General features: G+C 37.6%; 21 protein-coding genes. 8 read left to right on the top strand and 13 right to left on the bottom strand.

Annotated features, from left to right (window positions below; all coding sequences use genetic code 11):
- Window positions 1-21: 21 nt before the first annotated feature.
- The 9 genes from BGC07_RS16375 to BGC07_RS16335 form a co-directional block, all read right to left on the bottom strand.
- Window positions 22-3,387 (bottom strand): conjugal transfer protein TraG N-terminal domain-containing protein, encoded by a 3,366-nt coding sequence (locus BGC07_RS16375; RefSeq protein WP_069314143.1) that lies wholly within the window; start codon window positions 3,385-3,387, stop codon window positions 22-24.
- A gap of 4 nt (window positions 3,388-3,391) precedes the next feature.
- Window positions 3,392-4,789 carry a conjugal transfer protein TraH gene (locus BGC07_RS16370; protein ID WP_069314142.1) on the bottom strand — a complete coding sequence of 466 codons (1,398 nt, stop codon included), beginning with the start codon at window positions 4,787-4,789 and terminating at the stop codon, window positions 3,392-3,394.
- A gap of 3 nt (window positions 4,790-4,792) precedes the next feature.
- Window positions 4,793-5,797 (bottom strand): conjugal transfer protein TraF, encoded by a 1,005-nt coding sequence (gene traF / locus BGC07_RS16365; RefSeq protein WP_069314141.1) that lies wholly within the window; start codon window positions 5,795-5,797, stop codon window positions 4,793-4,795.
- 151 nt (window positions 5,798-5,948) lie between these two features.
- A complete protein-coding gene (locus tag BGC07_RS16360) occupies window positions 5,949-6,803 on the bottom strand; it encodes a ParB/RepB/Spo0J family partition protein (RefSeq protein WP_069314140.1) in 855 nt (284 codons plus the stop codon).
- On the bottom strand, window positions 6,800-7,660 hold the full coding sequence (locus BGC07_RS16355; RefSeq protein WP_069314139.1) for a ParA family protein: 861 nt from the start codon (window positions 7,658-7,660) through the stop codon (window positions 6,800-6,802). Before BGC07_RS16355 ends, BGC07_RS16360 begins: the two co-directional genes overlap by 4 nt.
- The gene (locus BGC07_RS24050; protein WP_069314138.1) at window positions 7,650-7,859 is read right to left on the bottom strand and encodes a type II toxin-antitoxin system Phd/YefM family antitoxin; all 210 of its coding nucleotides are present in this window, start codon (window positions 7,857-7,859) and stop codon (window positions 7,650-7,652) included. Before BGC07_RS24050 ends, BGC07_RS16355 begins: the two co-directional genes overlap by 11 nt.
- A gap of 427 nt (window positions 7,860-8,286) precedes the next feature.
- The gene (locus tag BGC07_RS16345; protein ID WP_069314137.1) at window positions 8,287-8,694 is read right to left on the bottom strand and encodes an acyl-CoA thioesterase; all 408 of its coding nucleotides are present in this window, start codon (window positions 8,692-8,694) and stop codon (window positions 8,287-8,289) included.
- A complete protein-coding gene (locus BGC07_RS16340) occupies window positions 8,672-9,277 on the bottom strand; it encodes a hypothetical protein (protein WP_069314136.1) in 606 nt (201 codons plus the stop codon). Before BGC07_RS16340 ends, BGC07_RS16345 begins: the two co-directional genes overlap by 23 nt.
- 4 nt (window positions 9,278-9,281) lie before the next feature.
- Window positions 9,282-9,968, bottom strand: a complete 687-nt coding sequence (locus tag BGC07_RS16335; protein WP_069314135.1) for a hypothetical protein — start codon at window positions 9,966-9,968, stop codon at window positions 9,282-9,284.
- A 505-nt stretch (window positions 9,969-10,473) separates the two neighbouring features.
- On the opposite strand from BGC07_RS16335, the gene BGC07_RS16330 reads away from it, so the two are divergent.
- The 6 genes from BGC07_RS16330 to BGC07_RS16300 all read left to right on the top strand — a co-directional run bounded on the left by BGC07_RS16330 (window position 10,474) and on the right by BGC07_RS16300 (window position 15,288).
- Window positions 10,474-11,877: a hypothetical protein gene (locus BGC07_RS16330; protein WP_069314134.1), complete on the top strand. Its 1,404-nt coding sequence runs from the start codon at window positions 10,474-10,476 to the stop codon at window positions 11,875-11,877.
- Window positions 11,878-11,897: 20 nt separating this feature from the next.
- On the top strand, window positions 11,898-12,089 hold the full coding sequence (locus tag BGC07_RS16325) for a hypothetical protein (protein ID WP_069314133.1): 192 nt from the start codon (window positions 11,898-11,900) through the stop codon (window positions 12,087-12,089).
- Between the two features lie 422 nt (window positions 12,090-12,511).
- The gene (locus tag BGC07_RS16315) at window positions 12,512-12,802 is read left to right on the top strand and encodes a hypothetical protein (protein WP_069314131.1); all 291 of its coding nucleotides are present in this window, start codon (window positions 12,512-12,514) and stop codon (window positions 12,800-12,802) included.
- 5 nt (window positions 12,803-12,807) lie between these two features.
- The gene (locus tag BGC07_RS16310) at window positions 12,808-13,392 is read left to right on the top strand and encodes a FlhC family transcriptional regulator (protein WP_069314130.1); all 585 of its coding nucleotides are present in this window, start codon (window positions 12,808-12,810) and stop codon (window positions 13,390-13,392) included.
- Window positions 13,393-13,906: 514 nt separating this feature from the next.
- Window positions 13,907-14,299, top strand: a complete 393-nt coding sequence (gene mobI / locus BGC07_RS16305) for a conjugative transfer protein MobI(A/C) (protein WP_268801728.1) — start codon at window positions 13,907-13,909, stop codon at window positions 14,297-14,299.
- Window positions 14,300-14,310: 11 nt separating this feature from the next.
- The gene (locus tag BGC07_RS16300; RefSeq protein ID WP_069314128.1) at window positions 14,311-15,288 is read left to right on the top strand and encodes a ParB/RepB/Spo0J family partition protein; all 978 of its coding nucleotides are present in this window, start codon (window positions 14,311-14,313) and stop codon (window positions 15,286-15,288) included.
- A gap of 25 nt (window positions 15,289-15,313) precedes the next feature.
- Here BGC07_RS16300 and BGC07_RS16295 read toward each other — a convergent pair whose 3' ends face one another.
- The gene (locus tag BGC07_RS16295; protein ID WP_069314127.1) at window positions 15,314-15,613 is read right to left on the bottom strand and encodes a DUF2274 domain-containing protein; all 300 of its coding nucleotides are present in this window, start codon (window positions 15,611-15,613) and stop codon (window positions 15,314-15,316) included.
- Window positions 15,614-15,786: 173 nt separating this feature from the next.
- Here BGC07_RS16295 and BGC07_RS16290 point away from each other — a divergent pair, with 173 nt between their 5' ends.
- Window positions 15,787-16,137 (top strand): MerR family transcriptional regulator, encoded by a 351-nt coding sequence (locus BGC07_RS16290; RefSeq protein WP_069314126.1) that lies wholly within the window; start codon window positions 15,787-15,789, stop codon window positions 16,135-16,137.
- A 165-nt stretch (window positions 16,138-16,302) separates the two neighbouring features.
- On the opposite strand, the gene BGC07_RS16285 is transcribed toward BGC07_RS16290, so the two are convergent.
- Both BGC07_RS16285 and BGC07_RS16280 read right to left on the bottom strand, forming a co-directional pair.
- Window positions 16,303-16,704, bottom strand: a complete 402-nt coding sequence (locus BGC07_RS16285; RefSeq protein ID WP_069314125.1) for a flagellar basal body-associated FliL family protein — start codon at window positions 16,702-16,704, stop codon at window positions 16,303-16,305.
- Window positions 16,694-17,050, bottom strand: a complete 357-nt coding sequence (locus BGC07_RS16280) for a hypothetical protein (RefSeq protein ID WP_139121809.1) — start codon at window positions 17,048-17,050, stop codon at window positions 16,694-16,696. Before BGC07_RS16280 ends, BGC07_RS16285 begins: the two co-directional genes overlap by 11 nt.
- Window positions 17,051-17,411: 361 nt before the next feature.
- Between BGC07_RS16280 and BGC07_RS16275 the strand changes: the two genes are divergently transcribed.
- Window positions 17,412-18,386, top strand: coding sequence for an IS30 family transposase (locus BGC07_RS16275; protein ID WP_069314123.1), 975 nt, complete (start codon window positions 17,412-17,414; stop codon window positions 18,384-18,386).
- Window positions 18,387-18,520: 134 nt separating this feature from the next.
- On the opposite strand, the gene BGC07_RS16270 is transcribed toward BGC07_RS16275, so the two are convergent.
- Window positions 18,521-19,603, bottom strand: a 1,083-nt coding sequence (locus BGC07_RS16270) for an IS1634 family transposase (protein ID WP_077217008.1), incomplete at its 5' end; no start/stop codon positions are given.

Raw genomic sequence — 19,603 nt, 5'->3', positions numbered from 1 at the left:
TACCCACCAAGTGCTCATCGTTTAATGCTCTTTCGTGTCATTATAATCACTATTAAAAGTTGATACACCAGCGAGCCAAGCCCCAGCTTGATCTCCCATTTTACTGCTATCAGAAATGACTTTTTTTAACGACTCGGCTGTGTTATTAGGCAAGAAATCCTTGTTGTCATAATCCTTTTTCATATTATTCATTGCTGTATTAATGTTAGCTTGATTAGGATTTGAGCTATAATTCTCAGCAAAAATAGTAGACTGATCTTTTGTTAACCCATATTCATTTTGGGCCATTTGAGCAATTGTTCCTTTATACTCACCTTCATTTTGACTCCAAAATTGTTGTACTGCTTCTCCTCCTGCCTTATTGACGGTGGTAGCGGCGGCAGTTAAAAATGCTCCTTTTTCTTGCCAAGACATTCCTTGTGTCGCCTTACCCAGATCAGAATGGTGGCCTGTGATAAATTTCTCGGCATAGTCGTAACCACTTAATGCTGCGCCAGCAATAGTGCGGCCAGCATTTTCAACTCCCTTTCCTATGCTGCCAATTACTCCATACTTTTCGGTAAATGCCTGATCATCGTTCTTTATTTGTTCCATCATTGCTGTGCGCTTTTCAGGTGATTGAGCATCAGTCATCAACTTGTCAAAGGCTTGTTTATTCCCATGAAATCCTGCAAACAACGCATCTCTTTCAGCATTATGTTTATTAGCAATGGAATTATGGCCTGCCCTGGTTTTATCATCAGAAGAAAGCAGGCGTGAAGCTAATGAGGGTGTCTCATAAGACTTCCTTAATAGCTGCGGAGCATTTTCTTTGAGGCGCTCTTTTGCTGCCTCCGCTCGCTGACTTTTCCATGAATTTTCAACGCCACTCTCCCACTTCCCATATTGTTCTTTAACTGCATCACCATTGATCGGCTTATTAAGATTATCCTCAACATTACCCTTTATGTTTTCAGCTTCACTTAAGTCTTTGCTTGGCTTAATACCCTTTAATTCTTGTTGTGGTTTTGATGTATCAACCTCTAGACTTTTACTTCCACCAAAAAGAATATTTTGAAGGGCTTCTCTACCTTTAGGCGAATATGACATTGCTCTCATTTCTGCCATATTTTGTAGTTGGCTTTGACTTGTATAGTAAGGAGCAAAGGTCGCCATAGCATTTCTTTTATCGTCTTCTTGAACATCACCTGAACCAACTAGTGCTCTATAAGACTCACCAAGTTCATATTGCTTACCTTGCGACTGCACCCACCCAGCAGCTTGATCTAAATCGACCTTAAATGAAGAACCATACTGACTCTGTTGAGTTTTTGCTCTTGAAAGAGCATCAGTTTTTGAATTAACCTTTTGGGCTGACCTTTGAAGAGATTTTGCCTCTGACGAACCCATCGATTTACTGAAGCTGTCACTTTTATCCTGTACTGTACCATGAGCAATGTTTTGTAAAAGCTCAGCAGAGTCTTTTTGTGAAAAACCAAGGTCTTTCCCTTTTGCATTTACAAACTGGGCCATCTGGTTGGCAGTGTCTGTTGAACTTTTTGAGCCACTTCCGTGAATGGAGGCTTTAGCACCAATTGCTTTAAAAAGATTTGCTCCAGCGCTTCCAGATAAATCAAGAGCAACAGCGCCAGCAACTTCATTTCGATGGCTTTTGTTTATACTGAATTGTTTCATTACGCTGTCTGTTATTGAGTTTGCGACTCCAGCACTGTGAGAATGAGAACCACTGATTGTTTTTCCAACTCTCTCAGAAAACGCACTAGCATTATTATGCTGATATGCAGACTGAAAACCTCGGCTAAGTTGCTGCCCAAAAGATTCTGTTGCTTGTGCTGATTGAGTTTGTGCCCTTGAAACCGACTCACCAAAAGATTTACTCATATCAAGCGAAGCTGTCGGTGCTCCTGAGAGGCTTGGGCCTGAATATCTATTTTGATGATAAGCAACATCTGGAATATTTGCCGCTTGAGGCTGCATTAGATCAGGGGTCATTATTTTTTCATTGATAGTGTCACCAGCCGATATTTTTCCTGATAAGTTAGTTGCGGCAACGGAGCCACCATAAACCAGACTCAAACTAATTGCAGGGGTTGCACTGATTAATAGTCCGCCGACTGAAATCCAGTGAGATAAAATGCTATCCATAGAAGATAAACCACTCATAGAGGTTAGTACGGGTATAGATGACATTTCTCCTGAAGACACCATCACTAAGAATAAATTGATGATGGACATAATAGGCATCCATAGCTGTATCCAAATCAGAGTTTGGACGTACCGTTTTGCAAATTGTAATCCGGCCATACCGAAAACAAGCATAAAGGCGACAAAGGGTGTGATTGCATAACTTAATCCCTCAAAGAAAGTCATCAGTGGTTGCATCGCAGATACAAATAAGTTGCTTTGCGCCGCCCACTGTGTATCTCGTTGCATGAGTGATTGGTGAAGCATTTCTGCTTGATTAAAGCCTTGAAAATCTTGGTAGCGTTTTATTGCGGCAGGCCCCCACATTAAATCAATGAAAGAATCAAGCATGAACTGTTGTGCACTTTGAGCACCTGAAGTCATCGTATTTAAAGCCTCATCTAATGTGTTAAATGCATTAGGGTCATGGACAACTGAAGCGAGTGCCCCTTTAACATTCGTATCATTCATTAACCGGGTGATACTTGCATTACCTGACGTAAGCATTTTATAGGCTTGCTCACAAGTAACATCTTGAGGCTTGCCATTAGGGTCAAGATATAAGCGTGTACCTAAATTATAAGAGTCATAGTGTGCAGCTTGTAGAGCTGTTTCAGAGTACATGTGTTGAAGTGTATCTTGTCCCAGATCGACTTTATTTAAAGTACATTCACTAATATAGTTTTTCCAAGAACGTTCTATATCAGAGCCTCCTTTGCTACTGATAGCTGTGTTCATTGCCATAATAATTTGTGGGCTGGTCATCATGCGCCTAACGTCAACTAAAATACTAAGTGGTGCGGCGAAAGTATTTTGAGTGATGCTCGTAGGCCGTGAATAAGCGGTTTCAAAAAGCTCTGTTATTTTGTAACCGATGGATGAGATAATTGATGCAGGAGCAGCAATACCTACAGGCATGTTATCAACTGATCTTGCGGCACCGTTGTAGGTACTTTCTATATGAACTGTTGCTGTTGGCCAAAAGGCGCAAGAGTAAAGAACCCATCCTAAAACAAGCTGTGGAAAGTCAAACTTCCCTCCATTAGCAATCGCTTGTATGCCGGTGAATAAGGCAGATAGTAGAAACCCAATCATCATGATTTTTTTAAACTCACCATTACCTGTGAGCATTTTCACCGCTCCCATTACCTCTGCAAGAAAATTTACATTGCCAATGGAGTAAACAGTAAATTCTATAGCCATATTTTTATCCTCTACTTTTTAAATCACTAAGGTGATAATTTACTTTTTGAATGTTAATAATGATTTGGTTGTAGTCCTTGATGAGAGTGACTAGAGAACCATATTGACGACTAAGATTTAGATATTCATTTTCAAGATTTTTAGAAGACTGATCTAAAACCTCCTGTGCTTTTTTCAGGTATTCACTTTTGCTATTTGCTAAAGCTGTTTGCCCAGCCTTCAGTAAATCTCTCATCAAACTATAAGTAAGTTCGAGCGCAATAGATGAAGCGGACTCGATGGCAAACACATTGGCAGCATCAGGGGCTTGGATTGATAAATTACGAATAAAGGCACCAATCCCTGAAGGCAGGTTGGACATGAAATTCATTTCTATTTGAGTAAGTTTAATCTCGTTATGAAGCTTGAAAATGATGCCGTCATTATTATTCACGCCTGCTAACATTTTGATAATTTCATGACGCAGGCTGTTTATTTTAATTTCTTTCAAACCACCACTTTTAGTCCCTGCATTTAAGCATTCGTCTTTATCAGAATCACAAGAGTAGATCGTTAGCTTTTTGGAGCCACTACCATCAATCATGTCTGCTAGAGTTACTTTATTGCCGGGTAGGGTTGTAATTGGATTTGTTTTTCCTTTACCTTTTTCTCCATCTTTTAAATCACCGATAATAACTGTACCTGTAACCGACATTATTGTTTCAAGTAATGTGTCGTCTTTATTTTTACCAAACCAACCTGCAACATGGTTTGCTTTTAGTTGCTTCCACACAATATTGCCAATCATGTTCTTATATTCGTCAGGCTTTTTCTGCTTAATGACCTCTTTTGGTTCATTTGTATTTGAGTCAAAAAAGTCCTTATTGAAACCATCTAACATGCTAGAAAGGGAAGCATTGTTATGTTGTTTCATGCCCATTGCATCCGCAGTATCATTCATGATGCCTTGTGCAAGTTGGCATGAATTACCAAAATACTGATTGAGGGCTTGTATTTTTTTCTGAAAATTCTCTATCCACGTTGAGCATGATGGACAAACGTTTTGGAGTGCCAGTTGAAACGCATAGCCTTTTGCATTGGCCGCGACAGTTCTCAATAGCTGAACAAGTTGGTCTTTATTGATATATGAAAGGGAGCCACCAAAAAGATCGACACCTCCACAACCACCTTTAAACGAGGGAGGCAGCATAGAAACTAGGTCTGCGTTCATAATTTTAGTTTTAGCTTCTATCTGACCACCAAAAATTACACCGCGCCTTTCACTTTCATAAGCACCGGGCTGATTGACATTTGACATGCCATTAAAAACACTGTTGAGTTGATCTTGCAATCCCTCGCCATGACTAAGCAGTGGGATATTGCAGGCGAGTATCAGCAATATGATTTTTGTTCGTCTAAACATGGTTTAACCTCTTTCTTTCAGGTGATTTTCGATGTAGTGCAATAACTCTTCAGGAGGAATGAAGCTCGATTTTGATTCATCTTTTTTCAGTCCCACACTTTGTCCTTGAAGCTTGTTTGCTAAATTGTTGCTCATATGTAGGAGAGGGCGCGTTAAGTCAAACTCTGATTGGCTAATCCAGTTCTTCTGTCGTGCTGAAATAAGCATTCTCTGCGTGATTTGGTCATAACTCATTAAGCCTTGACCAAGTGGCGCAACTTCTCCTTTGCCTGAAACAAGAAATAAAGCTGGAACTTGCTGAATGCCTAGATTTTTCGATTGTCCAGTATCAATTTTATAGTTAGGGAATGAGCCGTTTGGAAAAGGTTTGCCATCTGTCGATATAGGAATAACCTTGAAGCCTTCGTTCTGCATCACCTTAATGATTTTTGATTCAGCTTCACAATAAGGGCAGGTTGAGCGGAAAAAGAAAAAAATACCAACTTGCTTCTTCAATAAGTTTAAAATATGCTCTCGCCGCTTCTTAGTTTCTTTATCGATTTCTTGTGAAGCAAAAGTGGCCGTTGGGCGGCGACTAAGCTCATCAAGGTTCGGGTTTCCTACGACTGCGAGTTGAGCCATATCTGAAAAACGGTTTGCCTTATCCATCGCAATTCGTTGTAGATAAAAATAAGTTTTTACATTGTCTAGTGTTGGATTATCTTGAGCTGCGTCGAGGTACTTCGGTAGATTTTTACGCAGCCATGCGCTAGAGAGAGGCGCTTCGGAGCTTGATTTGGTTTTTATTGTTGGGGTTGGTTGCTTAAGGCTGGTATTGTTTACTGTCTTTGGATGTTGTTTCCTTTTTGGCTTAACTTCTTTTGGTTCTGACTTATACCAAAACCAACCTTGTTCTTGTTGGGAGTAAAAGCTATTTTCAGCCTTAGAGCTTTGCAAACTTAGAAAAGTAAGCAAACAGAATGAACTTAATAGCGTTATTCCACAGCTTTTCTTTAGTGAGTAAAACATAACATACCTTCAAAAATTGCTCTTTGAAGATATGCTACCTTTAACTTTTAGAAGGGTATCTGGGCTGAAAGACCGAATTACTGCATGACTCTAACTTTGTAACAGTGATTAGTCCGCGCTAGAGGTTGGTGTTTACACGTGTAAACACGTTTTAGTCAACGATCTTTTCTAAGAGTAGCTTAAGCTGCTTTTTAACATTAGACACGTCACTATTTTTTAAAGTTTTAGAGCTTATAACAATCTGATTGTTTTTAGAAATAGTAAATAGCTCTTTGCCTGATTTTGATGTTATCACCATTTTTTTAGGCTCTTTTTTTGGGGGATTAACTAAGTCCTCGACATATTTTTGCAGTACATTAGCACCTATACCATCTCTGATTTTATCAGTTAACATTAAAACAGCGTCTAAGTAATCTTGACCTCGGGAACATAATGCCCTTATAGCACCAGCCGTTCTACCCGATACCTTTGACATATCACCCACTTCATTCCAAACTTCACTATCAACTTTCGTAAAAGCCATGAGGTGACTTAACGTCGATTTATGTACCCCAAGAGATTCAGCTAGCTTATTTTGACTAATGACGCCATCCTTAATTACTTTATGGTAGTGCATGGCTTTAGAGTAATCTGACAAACTGTGTTTATCATTTTCTGCTGCCTGTACTTTAAAGGCTGCCAAATCAGATAAATCTCTACAAATTGCTGTGACATCAATTTTTTGTTGTTTACATGCTCTCCATCGCCTCTCGCCAGCGATTACTTCATATGCATACTTTTTATGTTTGATTGGCCTAATTACTATGGGTTGATGTTGCCCGTTCTCTTTAATATCATTTGCAAGAGCTTCAATTTCACCTAATTCAAATGTTTGCCTATCTGCATATTTCCAGTTTTTACATAAATTTGGGTTTATTTTAACATACTCGTTATCTCTTACTTCTCTGCTTTGTGTTTTTGGTGTTATATTTTTCCGGACTCCTTTCGTGAAATCAGATATACTCATGCTGCAGCTCCTTTAGCGCGAGATTTCACTGTTCTTTTCGCACGTATAACTTTTTTATTGTCGATTCCTAATCGTTTATTTAGTTCTTTTAGAGCACAATTCATTTCTCTTACTACTTTATTCGCTGCTTTATCGTTTTTCTTGTGTTTTGCAACATATTGAGTTATTGGTAGTCCTATTCCTGGCATGGCACACTCTTTCATAGAAGTGGATGTAGATATTGTTTGTTTAAACACCAAATCACCATACAGTTCTCGCATCATTGATTCCATTTGTTTAGATAGCTTTGTTTGTGGGGAGGGCTTTTTATTTATTAGAATGCCAGCAATCTTTAAACTAGGGTTATACCTTGGTTTGCTTGTTATTACATTTACATTCTGAAGTAATTCTTCCATGCCCGAAGCACTATATCCATCCATTTCAATAGGTATTAATAAGTGTGTTGATGCCATTAATGCCGCTAACAATGAATGTCCAAGCGCGGGGCCGCAGTCAATAAAGATGTAATCATATTTTTTTTTATAAGGTTCGATCGCGTGATCTAATGCAAACACTATCTCGAAATCTGATGTCTGTATTTCTGCAAGATTTGAGTTCGTTCCTATTAAATCTATGTTTTTTCTAATCGACGTTGGCTCAACATTGTTATTTAGATATAGGTCAACTGTATTTGCTGTTAAATCCTCTTTAGTGCCAAGCAATGATTCGGTTAGGTTGCCTTGAGCATCATTATCTATAAATAAAACCCTTTTGCCTTTTTCAGCTAACATGCAGCCTATGTTAAAATTCAAATTTGTTTTACCTACGCCACCTTTTTGGTTGGCTGTAGATATAATTTTTAAAGTTTTATTTGGCATACTGATCTCCTGCTATAGACTGTTGACACGTGTCAACAGTAGACAACGTAGCCATTCTCTTTAGAGAAATGAATTCATTGTAAGACATAAGGACTAGCTCTGGCCTATTGTGCTTTTCAATAATAACTGGCTCACTTAGTGCTGTCGAGGAGGTTCTTCCAAACAGAGTTTTTGCTTCTGTAGCTGACACTATTCTCATTTGATCTAGCCTTATATTAATTTATATACTTAAAGATAACGATAACTTTGACCCAGGTCAAATTTGATCATATAATGATATGACTACTTTATACATAACCGCTTAATACTTTTCTATTGTAAGTGTTCATACCCCTCTGAGGCCGCATGATATAAGACTTGAAGTCTATTGTGACATTGCGACCTAAAATTCCAAGTATATTTTATACAAGCAAATTTCCATAATACGTCATTTGTTTATGGCATTGTTCTGTCGTAAGAGGTATTATCTAAAGCTAGATATATCAACGATCTTGGAGGTGGCTGAACACTTACTTACTTTCTATTGAGATATATGGAAGCAGCAGGCCACATAAAAACTTTATTATTATTGCAGCCTGTTTGTTTGATTTTAAATTGTTTAGGAGCCTGGTTAGGAGAAATTCATATCATTTCATATATCGATTAACCAAGTCGATCGCAGCTTGTGGTAATGATGATATTTTTCTTGTGTCTTTATCTAAAATGCCATGATGGCTTTCATATATAGCAACTTCGTTCATGCTGTCATCATACATTATAAATTGTGCAGTCCATTTGTTGTGTTTGCTCGAAAGGTCAGTGAAATAGAACTTAATTTCTATTGTTTCGTTAAAGTAAAGTTCTTTTTTAAATGAACAATTTTCATGAAACACAATTGGCCATAGGTTTTTTGGCGATACTAAATCTACAAAATTATTCTCATTTAAAAATTCATAAAAAGCGCTTTTGAAAAAAGCATAATATTGAACGTTGCTTAAGTGGCCTGTTGAATCAATCTGGCTTTCAAGTATTCTATGTGATGTTGTGTATATCATGGTATATCCTTTTATATTGGTATTCGCCTATAATTTTGACATAGCTATTGTTTAAAGTTGATGTTTTTATTATTTCTTCCTTCTCCCATTTTCGTTCAATCATTTCTAAAAAGGCTATTTCGCGTAACAGAACTCGAAAAGGATATAGTATATTTTGATTAAGTATGACGCTCTGAAAAAAGCCTTCATTATCGATATGGCCCCCAAGGCTATAGCACTCAATAAAGTTAGAAAAATTACTGACATAACTCAAACCATTATGAATACCATAATCAGTTCGACAGTCGTTAGTAATTTTATGGTTTTTTCTTATTATTTGAAGATATGACCAAGGAAAGCAAACCGAAGTAAGCATTTTATTATATATGACATCCATGCCAGTGCTGTATAAATGGCAGTCGTCAATAAATTCAGATACGTATTTATTTTGCCATACATTATGAGTAGAGTAGGCTACGCGATTAGCATGGTCGTTTTTTTCCAAAAGGTAATAGACATATTCAGCACCAACTAATAACTTGAGCTTTTCGGCTACATTAATAAAACGTTGCTTATACTTATTTTTAGTAAAGCCCTCAATCATTCTTTTATCCTTGTAATTCCCTTTTTCGATGAAACGTTATTTCTGCTAAAGCTGTTATTTTAACATCTTTATAAATATTTACTGACGCTACACTATCAACATTTGTATTATATAGTATGTATTTGTCGCCATGTTTTTTAAACCTACTGATTATATATGATTCTTGGCCTTCAATTTTAATTATGCAGTTTCTACCTATATATTGATCAATATTGCTTTCTCTTAATTTACCACCAACATAATCAAATGAGGAATAAAATGGGAGCATACTGTCATCTTGAATAATGACGATAATATTACCATTCGAATTTTGTTTAAAAAACTGTATCTCTCTAATTATTTCTGTTTCTTCATCATTTTGAGACTCATCGACTACCTTAGGCATTGTATTATTTAAAGGTAAGTCAATAAGAGATTTTGCTGTGCTAGTAAGCATGGGAGTGACTCCAATTCCATATAAAAGCCATTGTTTTGTGCAAATAACACCTACATCAAATAGAGCAGCAATAACTTTATCCGCCGACTTACTTTTTAATCCAACATTTTCTCTATTTGGTTTTTCCCATGTTCTTAAAGTATTTATAGGTATTTTACTCTCTTTGGAGAACTCTTGACGGTTGAGCCTGCTCATTTTTATAGCAAAAGATAGTCGTATACCTCTCTCAATCAGCTCTTCTTTGCTTTCATGCATTATATTTTTTAAACATCGTATTGCTTTGTTGTAACTACTTATTCTATCAGCGGACTAATCAAAAATCTATAAACAACAATATGGTTGAAATAAAGTTAAAAATCAACAATATTGTTGACTATTGTTTTTCATTGGTATATCTTCATTTTTAATGGTTCTAGGTAACTCTATTTGATGAATTGAGGGAAAAAGAGAAGTGCAAAGCCTTAAACGAGTATGCTATAAAGACACGGATCGACTTGAATTAAAGAAAGATTGTCGAAAAATTCTAGGACTGCCACGAAATTAGCATATGTTGTAGTTATTAAACTGAAATGGTTATAGAAAAACTAAAGAGTAGTCTTATCACAAAAAAAGTGACCTAAAAGGCCACCAACCATACATAAAAATGTATAAATATCACAATACGAATAGTACTCTATATTTCATTATAAAGTCAACTGGTTGGTAATAAATTTAGGTCTCTCACTTTCAAAATAAGCGGATAAATGTGAGGGAAATATAAGTGAACGTTCAAATAAATTTGCCACAAGAAAAAGTGTATGTGGTGCGCCCATTTCTACTAAAAATTTGCAGTAACAATGAATGTGCAGCAGCTATATTATCAACGGCTTTACATCGTCATAATGAGCTAAAATGGGACACCCATTTCATTTCTCAGAAGGATATATTCGATTGCCTTTTTGGAGTTTATAGTCTCAAAAAAATATCAAAATCGATGCGATTTTTGTTTGATGCCAAGCTCATTTTAGAGGCAAAAAAGTATACTTCAGGTCGCCAAAAACCGTTCAAAATAAACACTGAATTACTCAATGAACTATCGTCTAATTACGAGTCAGATTACCCACTGAAAAAAGCAGTAATATCTCCTAAGAAAGCGCCACTATATAAAACCAGTAAACTTGCTTTTTCAGAGGAGAAAAGCCATGTAATTGTTGAAACGCCTAACCAGAACATCGAAACTCCCAAACGGGAGTTTGAAAGTGCCAAATTGGAGTTACCAAACTCCCAAACGGGCGTTTCCTATAAAGAGATAGAAGAAAAAGAGGGAAAAGAGAATAACAACAACAGAGAAGCAACTGTTGTTGTTCACGAAGAGACTTTAGGCTTTGATCAATCTGTTGTTGATCATCATGCAGAAGTTTTTAACCAGCTAGAGCAACAAGAACAAATTCATCTGGCTAACTTCAATCGAACAGAAAGCAAAGAAGCATGGCTAAAGCAGGCTACCGAGCTTCAAGAAACCATTACTGGCTTGACTACTGTGATCATGGATACCTACGGCCAAGAGTGCTTAGACTTGATCAAGAAAAAAGCCAGTGAAAGAAGGGAGGTTGTTGATGATGCAGTATCTTCTGACCAGGGGATTAACTTACCAGAAGAACAAGTAACAGAGCCTGCTCATGTCACTGCTGGCATCATAGGCACCAGCAATCCTTCTGTCACCCCAGAAGCAGAAAATGAACTCGATAACCCAGTTTTAAGCAATCAAAAACCGATAGAACCAGACTTCATAAAACACTGCGGTACAGAGATTTCTAGTTGTGAAATATCAACACCCGAGCCTAGCATTGAAACATTAGACAAAGTTCAAAGAACCACATCATTCAATACGTTGATTCAAGACCCAGTAGACTTCAGCAAAGCACACGGTAAAGTCAAAAATCCATTGTCTCAGTCCTTCTTCAAACAAGAAGTCTGCGCCCAAAAACGTCAGCTTAATAACCGTCATAAAACTCAACTTGAAAAGCTGCAAATCAAGCACGGACTCGACCCAGAAGAAATGCTTTGGTTTATTAAAAATTCATACACAGAGGAGGGCTATACCACTAATCACGTTATGGCAATTCTAACCAAGATTGCACCTGTTTTTACGCGGCCTAAAGATATGCCGACTCACAGCCATTAACACATTCAAGGAGAAGAAAAATGCAAAACTATTCAATAACACCAGAGTGCTTATTTTCAGTCAAAGTTGGCCATTATTTATGTCGAATGTCAGCGAGTGAAATACTTGAGTCTGATGTGGTTGATGGATTGGAAGATTCCTCAATTACTTTTATCGAAAAAGTAGCCGAACTTGAGCAAGAGTATTGCTCTCAATTGAAACAATCTGCCTAATTTTTCTCAGGAAAGCATCTTTATTCGACTATGGTAAAATACAATAAAAATCATTGAGATAGGAGAGAAAAAAATGGATGTAAATCCCATCATTCCAATCCTAGCAAATAAGGTCGGAAGAATAACCACAGGAGCACCCATTAAAGAGATTTATGAGTGCAACTTATTGATGTTTTCCTGCATTAGAGACTTAGGTTTAAAGCATCGACAGCTTGTGTCATCAGTCTTAGGTTGTAGTGCTAAATTTTCACGCCAGATTAGCCTTCTGAAAAGTGACGTTATTAAATCAATCGCAAGCAGTTCAGAGTGTCAATTTTTCCTCAGTGAAGAAGAAACTATTTTGCTAAAAAACTTCAAGAAGATGAAGATAAACTTGACCTGCCAAAGCTAGAGTCAGTTGATGAAATTGTAGGGAGTGTATAGTGTCAATTTTCCATTCAGATAAGGTCATATCAGAGTTAAAAATTCTCTACTTACTATCGTTAAAAGCTTTAGCAAAACGAGATTTAAAAATGGCAGCTATCGCTTTCAAATGTAGCGAAAATTTTGCTTGCCAAGTCTCAAAATCAAGTGATTTAGTTCTTAAGAGATTTGCCAAAATAAGCCAAGCAAAAACAAAAATTTCTTTTAAAGAAAAAAGTATGACTGAAGTATTGAATAAGTCAGGCATAGAAAAGACTGTATCTCTGATCAAAGTGATTATTCAGGAGTAGTGGTTATGGAAAAAAAGCAATCTAAAACCTACAATTCATCGTTGGTTTCAAACGAAGATAAGGTCGCTTTTTTAATGATGCTTGGCCTTAGAAGTCGTTGGATTAGTGGCATCTATGGCGTAGCTACTTCTAGAGTAAGATCAATTAGTAAAACTATCAGAAAATATGGCTTTTCACAGCAACTTGCGAGTGGTTCAGAACCCACAAGTGTGTCTATTATCTGCTCACGAGGTCGAATGATTGAAGCATCTTTACTCGTTCATTTCTATAAAAAAGTATCAGAAAATTTTGATAAAAGAGAGGTCGATTTAGAAGCGTTTTTAAAAGCATATAAACTCTATGTCAATGCACGTCACTCTGTAGGTGGCATGAATGAAAAAACATGGAGCATTATTAATGCTCAACAAGCCTATGTGCTCTTAAATGAATTGCATTTAGGGGAATCTATATTCCAAGCCTGTCATGTTTGTGGATGTAATTATTATCTCACTTTGGCACAAACGGCTGTTGCGGATGATTGCCCATTTTGTCGGCCACCTACGATTCATCACTATCACAAGAAACGTTCTAAATTTTCCAATGTGTCCTAGCAATATTATTTGGTATAACCACTATAGTCATGACAAATAAATGGTATAGGCAGTATATAAAAACCAATCAATATTTGGTATATCCATCTGTAGTTACCGCTTACAATGATTTTTTAGATAAATATTATACGTTAAAATACAAATAATATTTGGTTTGACCTATTCGTTTATTTTAATTGAAGAAAATCAGATATTTCTTATATATTATTTGGTATAACTATAGTGGTTATACCACCCTGGTAGCACTGCCAAAATAGTGTAAAAATATTTGGTGCGACCATAGGGTAGTTGCCAAGGTGGTGCCACCTCCAAAATAGTGTAAAAATATTTGGTGCAACCATAGGGTAATTGCCAGGGTGGTAGCACCTAAAAAATAGTGTAAAAATATTTGGTATCACCATAGGATAATTACCATTGACTGCATTTCTTTATTTGGTATCATCATACTATATTACCAAAAAAAATATTAATTTGGCATAAGCATGAGTAAAAAAACGAAAATGCGCTTGATCAAATTAACCAAGCGACCGAAGCGGAGCTTGAAGAGATCAGCAACGAAGCACAATCCCTTGTAAACGTCTTTTGGGAGGAGGTGAAGTCTAAACGCGAGTCAAACGAGTTCTCCGGCTCATTAGGGCTTAGAGTTCGCCGTATACGCAATTCTATTCAAATCGTCTGGTATGAGAACAAGTGGTACGGCACAGGCAATAAAAAGCGGATGTTCTCAAAGCAAATCCAGAAAGGGAAGGGGTACATGTATAGTCCAGATAAATTCAAAAAAATGCAGCAGTGGGAGCGTGATGCTGTTGGTGTTTTGGAAGAGAAATTTGGCCAGTTAAGAAAACGTATCGAAGTGCTCGGACGCATAAGACGACAAGTCAGTGCTTACAAACAGATCAAAAACTAGGAGTTTTTTTAATGCTAGAGTTGAGCGAAGACGACATAGATTTAAACGAGTTTTTGTTCGATAAAACGCCGAGTCATACACGTACTGTGATGATGATAGAAACTGATCATATTTTAACAAAAAAACAGGTCAGAAAATCATTTGAAAAAATCGATGAACTCGCTGCCTCAATTCAGAAGCTTGGGATACAACAGCCGATTATCGTTTACCCTTGTGATGGCAGAGGCCGTTTCACAATTAAGTGTGGAGAGAGGCGCTGGCGAGCAGCAAAACATATTGGTTTAAAGCGCGTCCCAGTCATTGTTGATTCAACGGTTGTGAATGAGCCAGAAATGGTGGTTGCAGAGCTGGTTGAAAACACTCAAAGAGAACCGCTAACGGCTTTAGAAATTGCTCACGCTTTAGATGCGCTATATGTTCATGGACTGACTCACGAAGAGATCGGCTTAGAGATTGGAAAAAGCCGTCAGTACGTGACAAAACACTTGCGATTATTAGACATGCCACAATGCATCATGTCATTGTACGACAGAGGAATTGTAAAAGACGTATCTACACTTAACTCATTGCTATGTGCATATGAAATTGATGAAGCTAGAACTCAACGCTTATGTGAACAATCAACCTCTGGAATTAGCCGCCATCAGGCGCAATTGTTTTGCAAAGGATTGAAGCTTGAAAAAGAGAAAACTATGGAGAAACAGCCCCTCATTAAGGCACAGCCCCTGAAAAAAGAATTGGCTAGTTATCCATCGCTAAAAAAAGAGATTCCACCAAACAAAAACACGATTCCTCTTAACACTGTAGAAGTCGAACTCAGTGATGGCAGACGTGTTAAATATGTCCCTCATATCCCGTCAGAATTTTACGGGCTTGATGAGTCAGGCAATCAGATTAAGGTTACAGCTTCTTCCATTGTCCGTGTCAGAAAACCTGCAAAGAAAAAGTCAGTTTCTATACCTCAAAAGTCACAGCTTGACTTGCTATAAAAAAGGGCTGAATAGCCCTCCTATTTTAAGCAGTTTTTTGCTCTTCTTTATCGTCAATTTTTTCTTCTTTTTTATCCTCAGTTATATCGACAATATTATCGCTAGTTTTATCAGGATTTTTTAGCCATTTTTTGAACTCTTTATCCTTATTCAGAACGTGATTAATGCACTCACTAATCACATAGTCTCTTTCAAGGTTTTCAATTCCAGAATCAGCCTCTAAAAATGTCACATATTGATTCAATTTTTGACGAAGTTCAGGCTTGATTCGTACTGTAATTCTCTCGTCCTTCTGTGACATTGGTTGAATGACGGCTTTACCCATTTTCCTCTCCTAGATAGTCATAATTATAAACATATCTAGTATACCTGATTTGATAAAAATATTAACGATATGACAATGTCATATCGTGACACAAAGTTGATACTTTAAAGTCCGTTCTTGAAATTGAGCATTTAATCACCATCTTATTGTTTTAGCTAAATGAGAAATATCATATGAAATATATACTAGCCTCTGACTACGCAAAACTTAACAAAATGGCTGAACCAGAAGTCTATGAGCTTGTTAACCAGAATAAGCTTCAATCTAAACACTTTGGTTCTTACAGAAGACCGCTATTTATTGCCGTAGAAAGCGTTCCAAAAAATATTATTTCCCTTGATGCAGAAGCTAACTACTTTCTATTAAGAAATGCATCAAAAAAATTAGGGGTATCACCAGAAAGAATCAGAGAAATTTTTAAAGCAGGGCTGATCAAACCTATCCGAACTAAAGGTTTTGTTCTTATCGACGAAGACCAGCTTTTTTCAGAAGAAGTAGCGAAGTTTTTGGGGCGGTATGATTAGTTGCTTTAAAGCCACCTTAGCAACCATCCTTTTTTTGATACTCAGCTCCTGCTCATTTACACCTAGAGAGCAATCTAGCATCGTCACAAGCTTCACATCGCCTTTTGTTCAAGCAGGACAGGCTGTGATGAATAACGCAGGCAGGAATAGTGCTCAAAGTGTCGCTTAACTGATATTAAATTTAGTGAACAAGACACGCTTCACTTCAACGGTTTCACCGTGTTCCTGAAGCAACTTATTGATCAATTTTACAGCCTCATTTTGCAGCCCATTAATGCCACTCTTCATTGATAGGTTTTTAAGGCTTTGTCGGCTGAATAAATCAACCAGACTACTTCGTATTAGTGGTAAGTGAGTGTTGACTATTTTTTCTGTTGTGGTGTCATCGACAATCAGTAATGAAACTTCTGTATAAAGGTATTTTTTTGAGCCTTGTAAATTGGTCAAAAACTGTGGTCTAAGATGGACATAGGAATCAGTAGAAAGTGCCAGGAGTGGACTCAATAAAAGGGCAAACAAGAGCAGTAATTTTATTGCATTCACTTTCTTTTGTCGTTTAGTTATCATGGCGAAAATACTTTATGCGAATGCCATTTTGTCTTTTCTCATCACCCCATACAGAGAAATCACCTTTAGCACTACTCAAGAATGTCGCTATTTGTATTAAGCTTTCAGCAATCAGGTCAGGCTTACCCTTAGTTAGCCCATCATCAATAGCTATTTGTGTCACATAAGCTTTAATCTTTCTATTAGTATCCTCGATTAGCAGTGCCGCTTGATATTCTTGGCCATCCTCTTTTAAGGCAGGCATAGTAACATTTTTTTCTGTTAGCTTATAGCATCCGACAGTAAGAAAGTAGTTACTGGAATCCAGCCACTTAATTATTTTGTCAATTACATCCTGCGTCATCACTTGTTAAAGCCTGCTTGGGGAAAATCCCGCTTTCTTAGGAGAGAGCGGGGAACTACCATGTGTGTTACTTGAGTTAAAAATACTCACTGAGTGAAATGCAGTTTTTATGCCAAAAAAGAAAAGCCCCCATTCCCCCATATCAAGGAGGGCGGGCTTTATACTTTTAGGGCAGTTATATGTAAAGTACCTGCCTACCCACAGCATAGATCATAAACATAAAGTGTGTTAACTACTTATTTTTAATGCCAAAGTTAAGTTAGGGGTGAAACGCCCTCCATCATATGAAGTGCAACACCCAGTAGAGAGTTCATTCCCATAAAGATAAACTCTCTAGTTCGCCTTTTTGACTTAGAGGGTACAGATGGCTTATCGGCACTTAAATGAAAAAGATCGTTTTTATATCGAACAACGTTTATCAGAAGGGGACTCCATGAGATCAATTGCTAGAGAGCTTGGCTTTGCTCCTAGCACAGTCAGTCGCGAGACTAAACGGCATACCCCAAGCGATTTTAACGGTCTTTATTGCCATCGTTTAGCCACGCGTTGTGCACAAGAAAAACGGGCTAATGCTAAGCAAGGGCAGGCTTTTCAACAAATTTCAGAGAAGGCAAAAGTATTGATTCATGAACGGTTAAGCACCCATACGTCACCCGATGTTATTAGTAAAGAGCTTATACAGGAGCATGATATCCAAGTGAGCGAGAGCACCATCTACCGTTATATTCATGAGGATCGAGAGAAAGGAGGAGAGCTTTACAAAAGCCTGCCCCACTCTGGAAAAGCTTATAAGAAGAAGATGAAAAGTGGCGATAAAACTAAAATACCGAACCGCGTTGGTATTGAGCAAAGGCCCGCTATTGCTGACGAAAAGACTGAATTTGGTCATTTTGAAATTGATACGATAGTAGGTCGAGATCACAAGTCTTACTTGTTAACCCTTGTTGATAAAGCCAATAAGATGTGTTGTATAAGGAAAATGGCCAACAAATGTGCAGAAACCGTTGTTGAGACCTTCAGAAGTATAGTCGCCTCAACTTTCTTTGACTTTAAAACGATTACCTCAGATAACGGGACAGAATTCGCTGGTCATGAGGATATTTCAAAGATTACTGATGCTGATTTCTACTTTGCTAGACCTTATCGTTCTTGTGACAGAGGTCTAAATGAGCACACAAATGGTTTGATAAGACGTTTTCTTCCTAAAGGAACGGATTTTAATGAAATAAGTGATGATGAAATAGCAAAAATAGAGCATACACTGAATGCGAGAAGAAGGGCGAGTTTAGATTATCGCGCACCTAATCGTGTTTTTTTAGAGAATTTAATGGCGGCTTAGTGTAGAGTGGTGTTGCACTTCATATGACGGAGGGCGAAAGCCTCCAACTAATGGCTAAAGAAAAGAGGCTTTCAATGTGAGTGCACACGCGCACGCACTCACATTAAACATATAGCCTACATTCCGCATACCAACTAACCCGTTCCAGAATATAAGCTTTCATACTTATTTCCCAGTAAATGCAGCAATAATTGATGATGTAAATTTAGATTTAGTATCACTTCTTGATGTTGATTGATTATCAAGACATGGATGCCCGAAAAGTATTGAAATACCCAACGAGCGGTCGGCGTGGATGATTCTTTACCTGTTTGGCTAGGAAAAGTTTCTCCTGACAAAGCTAAAGATTCACGTATACGGTATTCTAAGGCAGCATATACCAGCAAACACAAAGTCATAACCATCATTAGAGCCATGATTCTTTTTGGCGATTTTAGAAACAGCGTCGATGCCATGAACATGGGGTCTTTCATAAAACGAAATCCTCTTTCAACTTTTTGTTGATTCTTGTAAACATCAATTACTTCTTGGTCATTTAGTTCGCTTGAATCAAGCTGATTCGTTGCTATCACAAAACAGCTTTTTCGTTCTAATTGCCTGCTTCTCTTAGATAAAGACGAGGATAGACCTGCGCTTATTCTATAGCATTGGTAGTCTGCCTTACGTTTTTTTGATGGTCTTCCTTTGCCATTAAACTTGTTTGTAACAGTCACCTCTGACCAATTAACTTCAGTACATTTGAGAGTGCCTTTGAACAGCGCTAAAGCTTTTTCAGCGTCTTTGATGCAAGCAAACTCACGCCGACAAAGCTTTTCAAGTTCCTTTTGCTCTGACTCAGTTTGCTTTAGAAAACCTTTATTCACTGACTGTAATGCTCGCTGATAGGATTGTGGAGAGAAAACAACTAACCAACGTTGCTCAATATCTGCATAGTGAGTACGCAGATTATGAATTTTCATTTCTTCTAGATTTTCCATAAGCGTTGGTGCTGCTTCGTGAATGACCTCTTTGGCCAAATTAATTGTCTCTGGAACTCTGGATATCCAATATAAGTGCTCCATGCTCTTCAGTGTGTCAGCGGAATAAAGGCAACTATCACCAACCAGGTATTCTAACCCGGAACCTTGCTTTAGTTGTTCAATGTGGGCATCAATAGTATCTCTGAAACCTTTACTATCATTGATGTTGCCACTCAATGGCTGCATTAGCGTGAGGAT

This window comes from Piscirickettsia litoralis, from assembly GCF_001720395.1.
In the GTDB taxonomy this organism is placed as follows: Bacteria; Pseudomonadota; Gammaproteobacteria; order Piscirickettsiales; family Piscirickettsiaceae; genus Piscirickettsia; species Piscirickettsia litoralis.
Note: the sequence above shows the minus strand (reverse complement) of the source record. Positions and strands in the feature narration are given on the sequence as shown.